Below are 6,114 nucleotides of genomic sequence, written 5' to 3'. Positions count from 1 at the left end.
CCCCCAGGCGCACCGACCGATCGCTTCGAATCCTGAGCCAGGAAGGGACGCGCGGTACTGTGTGCCGCATCATCCGCCGAACCACGAGGAACAGGACCAGCCGCAGATGGGCGACGCTCGCTCCGATCACCCCGTGAACACCGATCACCCCGTGAACACCGATCACCCCGTGAACACCGATCACCCCGTGAACACCGACCGCCTCGTGAACAACGATCACCCGCTGGACCCCGATTTCTCCGACGACCCGATCACCGCACTCGAGAACGGTTTCGCGGACCTCATGCGCCAGGGTCGCATCCGACTCCGTACGCGCGCTCGTGCGGTCGATCCCCGGCTCGACCCGTCGACGTATCCGCTGATCGCGATGCTCGCGCATGCGAACGGATCGCTCCCCGTCTCCACCCTCGTCTCACAACTCGGCCTCGAGAAGTCGACGGTGAGCAGGCAGATCGACTCCATCGTCCGGCTCGGCCTCGCCGAGCGACATGCCGACCCACACGACGCACGCGCACGCCAGGTGTCACTCACGCCCGCCGGTCGCCAGCGCGTCGAACGTGTCACCGCGGCCGCTGTCGCCGACTGGCGTGCGCGGCTGTCCGAATGGGACCCCGACGAGATCCGAACGCTGACCTCGCTACTCAACCGCCTGCTCGTCGAGGACGCAGAGTTCGACACCGATTCCGACTAGGACTCCTCTCCACGCCCACCGCACCCTGCCGGCAACCATCACCACAGCGGCCGATCACCACAGCGGCACATCACCACAGCGGCACATCACCACGCGGGCATGTTCACTGCGGGCCGATCACCACAGCGAGCGGCGTCACAGCGAAGATCTTCGCGAACCCGGGAATACTCGAGATAGTTGCGCGTTACAACTATCGATGGTTATAGTTGCGATATTCAACTAACTGGTGTGGATGTCGCTTCTGTGCCAGCCGGTCGGTCGGCTATCTCAGCCCTATCCCGAACTCTTTCCCGCGCGGTGGACCGCGCGGGATCAGCCACTACCGCAGGAGGTTCTCCCATGTCGCGATCCGCTACGCGGAACTCGGCGCAGGCCGCTACGCGGGAGGTCACTCCCGCAGCGGATGCACCGATGACGCACCGACAGAAACTCGAAGCACTCATCGGTCTGCTCCTCGGCATGTTCGTCGCATTCCTCTCCTCGACGATCGTGTCCAACGCACTCCCCGTCATCATCACGGATCTGCACGGGACGCAGGGGCAGTACACCTGGGTGGTGACCGCCACACTGTTGGCGTCCACCGCCACAACACCCCTCTGGGGCAAGCTCTCCGACCTGATCAGCAAGAAGATCCTGGTCCAGGCGTCGCTCACTCTGTTCACGCTCGGTTCGGTCCTCGCAGGACTCTCCCAGTCCGTGGGCATGCTCATCGGATTCCGTGTCATCCAGGGACTTGGTCTCGGTGGCCTGCAGGCGCTGGTCGTCATCGTGATCGCCTCGATGTTCAGCCCGCGTGAGCGCGGCCGCTACCAGGGCCCGATCGCCGCGGTGATGTCGATCGCGACCGTCGCGGGACCGCTGATCGGCGGCGTCATCGTCGACACCAGTTGGCTCGGCTGGCGCTGGACCTTCTACGTCTGCGTCCCGCTCGCTGTCATCGCGCTGCTCGTGATCCAGCGGACACTCAACCTCCCGACAGTCCGCAAGAACGTTCACATCGACTACCTCGGCGCCTTCCTGATCGCCGCGGGTGTGAGCACCTTGCTCATCTGGGTCACCCTCGCAGGCGACAGCTTCGGCTGGACATCGGGAATGTCGTTCGGCCTCGTCGCTCTCGGAGTGGTCCTGATCGCAGCCGCACTGTTCGTCGAGTCGCGTGCCAAGGACCCGATCATCCCGCTGCGCCTCTTCCGCGACCGCACCATCGCCTTGGCCACCCTGGCCAGCGTCTCGGTGGGTGTCGCACTCTTCGGCGGTGCAGTGTTCCTCGGTCAGTACTTCCAGATCGCGCGCGGCCACTCCCCGACGGCTGCCGGCCTGCTGATGCTGCCGATGATCCTGGGCTCGATGATCGCAGCCACCGTGTCCGGCGCCCTGATCACCCGCTTCGGTCGCTGGAAGGCATACCTGGTCGCCGGTGCGGCGATGATGACTCTGGGCTTCGGCCTGCTGTCGACCATCGACGCCCACACCGACATGGTCGTCATCGGAGCGTTCCTGTTCATCCTCGGCCTCGGCATGGGTATGACGATGCAGAACCTCGTGCTCGCGGTTCAGAACAACGTCTCCCCCGACGATCTCGGATCGGCGACCTCGACGGTCACCTTCTTCCGGTCACTCGGCGGCGCCGCAGGAGTGTCGGTACTCGGTGCAGTACTGGCAACCCACGTGACCGATCTGATCGCGAAGGGGCTCAACGCACTCGGCATCAACCCGTCGCAGAGCGGCGGCACGGCGGCCGGACTGTCGAACCTCAACGACCTGCCCAAGCCGATCGCCGACATCGTGCGCGGCGCATACGGCGACGGCACGGCACGCATCTTCCTCATCGCGGGGATCATGGCCGCCATCAGCTTCGTCGCGATCCTCTTCATCAAGGAGGTCGCACTCAAGACGCAGAGCTTCGACGACCAGCGCGCCGCAGCCGTCCGCGAGGAGATCGTCGAGACCGCCGCTCCGGCAGCCGCAGGCATCCAGTCGGTCGACCTCGACGAGGAGTTCGCCGATCTCGTCGAGCGCACCGATGTTGCGGAGCCGACCGTCGCCGTCCACGGAGACACCGGCGTCGGCCACGGTCGTCACGAACGATCCGAGTGATCCTGGCATCGTGACCACGGCGCGGTACCGACCGAAGTCGTTGGCCGAAAACATAATTCAATAGCAGGCGTCGAACACGACGCGCTGAACACACTGTGGCCCACAGGCTTCGACCCGTGGGCCACAGTGCTGTGCGGGTGTCGGCTCAGAGCGGGATGTCGAGACCGAGATCGAGCGCGGTCACCGAATGCGTCAGTGCCCCAACCGCCAGATAGTCGACGCCGGTGCGGGCGTAGTCGGCGGCCTGGTCGATCGTGAGGCCGCCGGATGATTCGAGCTTGGTCTGCGGCGATCGGTTGTTCCGTCGGGACACCGCCATCTGGGTGGCCCAGAGCTCGAAGTTGTCGAGTAGCACGAGTTGGGGTGCGAGTGCCAGCACTTCGTCGAGCTGTTCGAGAGAGTCCACTTCCACCTCGACCGGCAGGTCGGGGGCGGCCGCACGTACCGCGGTCAGTGCCGCGCTCACGGAGCCTGCCGCCGCGACGTGGTTGTCCTTGATCAACGCGGCGTCACCGAGTCCCATGCGGTGGTTCACACCGCCACCTGCGCGCACAGCGTATTTCTGCAGATACCGCATCCCGGGCAGTGTCTTGCGTGAATCGCGAATCCTCGCGTCGGTGCCTGCCACCGCGTCGACCCAGCGCGCTGTCGCGGTGGCGATCCCCGACAGGTGACACACCAGATTGAGCGCTGTCCGCTCGGCCGTGAGCAAGGCTGCAGTGGGCGCGCGCAGAGCGAGGACGACGTCGCCAGCGGCAATCCGCGTGCCGTCGGCCACCGATGCTGTCACCTCGTAGGCTCCCGCGCCGACCACCTCGTCGAGGACTGCCAGCACCGCAGGGAGTCCCGCGATCACGCCGTCGGCGCGGCTGACGATCGCGGCGTCGACCGTGGCATTCGGCGCAACCGTTGCGGCGCTCGTGACGTCGGGGCCGTAGCGGAGATCCTCGTCGAGCGCGGTCCGGATCAGGGTGCGCACCTCGTCGGTGACGACGAGGTCGAGCTGCTCGGCCGCCTCCTGCTGGCCGACGAACGCGCTCACCGAGTCACTCACCCGACCCGGGATTGCCGATCGCGATCATCCGCTCGACACTCTGACGTGCACGCTCGGCGACGTCGTCGGCGACGAACACCTCATCGCGGCCCTCACGGAGCGCGCGCAGCAATGCCGCGGGCGTGATCATCTTCATGTAGGGGCACGACGCGCGGTCGTTGACGGCCTGGAAGTCGACCCCGGGCGCGGCCTTGCGCAGCTGGTGCAGCATGCCGATCTCGGTGGCGACGAGAACCTGTGCGGCCCCTGTCTGGCGTGCGGCGTCGATCATTCCGCCCGTCGACAGGATCTTGACGCGGTCGTTGGGGACCGCACCCTCGCCCGCGAGGTAGAGCGCCGATGTCGCACAACCACATTCAGGATGGATGAACAGATCGGCGTCGGGGTGCGAGTTCGCCTGTTCGGTCAGCTCGTCACCGTTGATGCCGGCGTGCACGTGGCACTCGCCCGCCCAGATGTGGATGTTGTCGCGGCCGGTCTCACGCTTGACGTGCGCACCGAGGAACTGGTCCGGAAGGAACAACACGTCGCGCTCGGGATCGATGGAGGCCACCACGTCCACCGCATTCGACGACGTGCAGCAGATGTCGGTCAGGCCCTTCACCTCTGCGGTGGTGTTGACGTACGAGACCACGACCGCGTCGGGAAACTCCTGCTTCCACTCTCGCAGTTCGTCCGCGGCGATCGAGTCGGCGAGTGAGCACCCAGCCCTCGCGTCGGGAATCAACACCCGCTTCTCGGGACTCAAGATCTTGGCGGTTTCGGCCATGAAGTGGACACCGCAGAACACGATCTCGTCGGAGTCGACCTCGGCCGCGATCCGCGACAACGCAAGGGAGTCCCCGACATGGTCTGCAACATCTTGAATCGCCGGTAATTCATAGTTATGTGCGAGTAGTGTGGCGTTGCGCGCACGCGCTAGTCGACGAACCTCTTCTGCCCACGCCGCGGTCGGCTCCACGCCGGTGAACCCACTGGGGCCGTCTGTCCACACCGCGTCGAACAGACCAGGTTCGGGGACCGCTACCGGACGGTCGCTCGTGATGCTCATGGGGGTGACTCCTTCAAGCTGCGACCGGAGAACGCTGTTCGTACTCCGAGACAGGTTTTCGACTGTTGGTCGAAAACACCTGAATCGTAGCACTCCGTCCGGTGGGTACCGTCGGTACTCCGATTCGAGTAGCGCACTACGCGTTCCTGGGGTCGCCTGCGGCAATAGCGTCGAAGAGGTCAGCGACAACACCGCCACTGCTCGACAAGAATCACAGGAGATAGACCGATGACCTCCACGATTGGCCCCCGCGCCGGTGAAGACTCCGCCTCCGCATCCAACCTCCCACTCGCGATCGCACCGTCGATACCCGTGCGCAGATCATCGTTCTCCACCCCGCTTGAAGCAGTCCGACGGCGCCAGGAGGCACTCGAGCGTCTCGCCGCACGCCGCATCGTGACCGCGCCGCCCGCGACCGAACGCCCCGTTGTCCATCCCCACTTGCGCTCCGTCGCGCCCGCTCCGGCCCAGCCCGACAATGCGCCTGCCGCTGGTACCGACAGCGGTCATCCGCGGGTGTTGCTCACCAGCCGGGAGGTCGAGGTGCTGCGTACCTGGCTGCTCACCGACTCCAAGTCGGTGGCCGCATCGAGGTTGGTGATCTCCGTGGGGACGGTGAACACCCATCTGGCGCGCATCCGGGCGAAGTATGCAGACGCCGGTCGACCCGCACGCACGAAGGCGTCGTTGGTCGCCCGCGCGATCCAGGACGGACTGATCAGGCTCGACGAACTCTAATTCGTGCGCCCCGCTGCGCGCTCCGCCGTGGCAGAGCGGAGTGAGCCCTAGAATCGAGCGCATGCCCGCGCCGATGTCAGACCGCTCCGATGTCGCCGAGTCGGAGCAGCATCGCAAGGACGACGACACCGCGCGCGTGGAAGTGCTCAGCGCGGTCTTCCAGGTCCGACGTCCGACTCCCGATGCCGAGCCCGTGCTGTGCGTGCTGCTGTGGCGGCAGGACGAGAATCAGCCGTTAGCACTTCCGGGCGGCGGTGTGGTCACCGACGAATCCCTGTCGGAGACCGCCCGCCGTCAACTCGCCGAGACGATGGACATCCGCAAGGTCGCCCACCTCGAGCAGTTGTCGGTGTTCTCGGCGCCGGATCGGGTGCCCGGTGGTCGCACGATCGCCTCGACCTATCTCGGGCTGGTGCCCGCCGATGCCCCCGCACGGCTACCCGACTCCGCGTCGTGGCATCCGGTGGATTCGCTCGGCGAGCT

General features: G+C 65.9%; 6 protein-coding genes. 4 read left to right on the top strand and 2 right to left on the bottom strand.

Annotation, left to right across the window (positions count from 1 at the left end; translation table 11 throughout):
* Together GOOTI_RS27290 and GOOTI_RS16980 are read left to right on the top strand one after the other, a co-directional pair.
* Positions 1–691, top strand: a 691-nt coding sequence (locus GOOTI_RS27290; RefSeq protein ID WP_007239848.1) for a MarR family winged helix-turn-helix transcriptional regulator, incomplete at its 5' end; no start/stop codon positions are given.
* Positions 692–1,102: 411 nt separating this feature from the next.
* Positions 1,103–2,788 (top strand): MDR family MFS transporter, encoded by a 1,686-nt coding sequence (locus GOOTI_RS16980; RefSeq protein WP_039994270.1) that lies wholly within the window; start codon positions 1,103–1,105, stop codon positions 2,786–2,788.
* Between the two features lie 145 nt (positions 2,789–2,933).
* On the opposite strand, the gene nadC is transcribed toward GOOTI_RS16980, so the two are convergent.
* Together nadC and nadA are read right to left on the bottom strand one after the other, a co-directional pair.
* Positions 2,934–3,830, bottom strand: coding sequence for a carboxylating nicotinate-nucleotide diphosphorylase (gene nadC / locus GOOTI_RS16975; RefSeq protein ID WP_007239846.1), 897 nt, complete (start codon positions 3,828–3,830; stop codon positions 2,934–2,936).
* A 4-nt stretch (positions 3,831–3,834) separates the two neighbouring features.
* Entirely contained in the window at positions 3,835–4,893 is a 1,059-nt protein-coding gene (nadA, locus tag GOOTI_RS16970; RefSeq protein WP_007239845.1) for a quinolinate synthase NadA, read from the bottom strand.
* Positions 4,894–5,121: 228 nt separating this feature from the next.
* On the opposite strand from nadA, the gene GOOTI_RS16965 reads away from it, so the two are divergent.
* On the top strand, positions 5,122–5,631 hold the full coding sequence (locus tag GOOTI_RS16965; RefSeq protein WP_007239844.1) for a helix-turn-helix transcriptional regulator: 510 nt from the start codon (positions 5,122–5,124) through the stop codon (positions 5,629–5,631).
* Positions 5,632–5,692: 61 nt separating this feature from the next.
* Positions 5,693–6,114 (top strand): NUDIX domain-containing protein (locus tag GOOTI_RS16960; RefSeq protein WP_007239843.1); only part of this gene is annotated, 422 nt, incomplete at its 3' end.

This window comes from Gordonia otitidis NBRC 100426, assembly GCF_000248075.1.
Taxonomy (GTDB): Bacteria; Actinomycetota; Actinomycetes; order Mycobacteriales; family Mycobacteriaceae; genus Gordonia; species Gordonia otitidis.
Note: the sequence above shows the minus strand (reverse complement) of the source record. Positions and strands in the feature narration are given on the sequence as shown.

Coding starts and splice junctions, on each gene's coding strand:
- GOOTI_RS16980 (WP_039994270.1), top strand. CDS start 1,103: ATGACGCACCGACAGAAACTCGAAGCACTCATCGGTCTGCTCCTCGGC.
- nadA (WP_007239845.1), bottom strand. CDS start 4,893: ATGAGCATCACGAGCGACCGTCCGGTAGCGGTCCCCGAACCTGGTCTG.
- GOOTI_RS16965 (WP_007239844.1), top strand. CDS start 5,122: ATGACCTCCACGATTGGCCCCCGCGCCGGTGAAGACTCCGCCTCCGCA.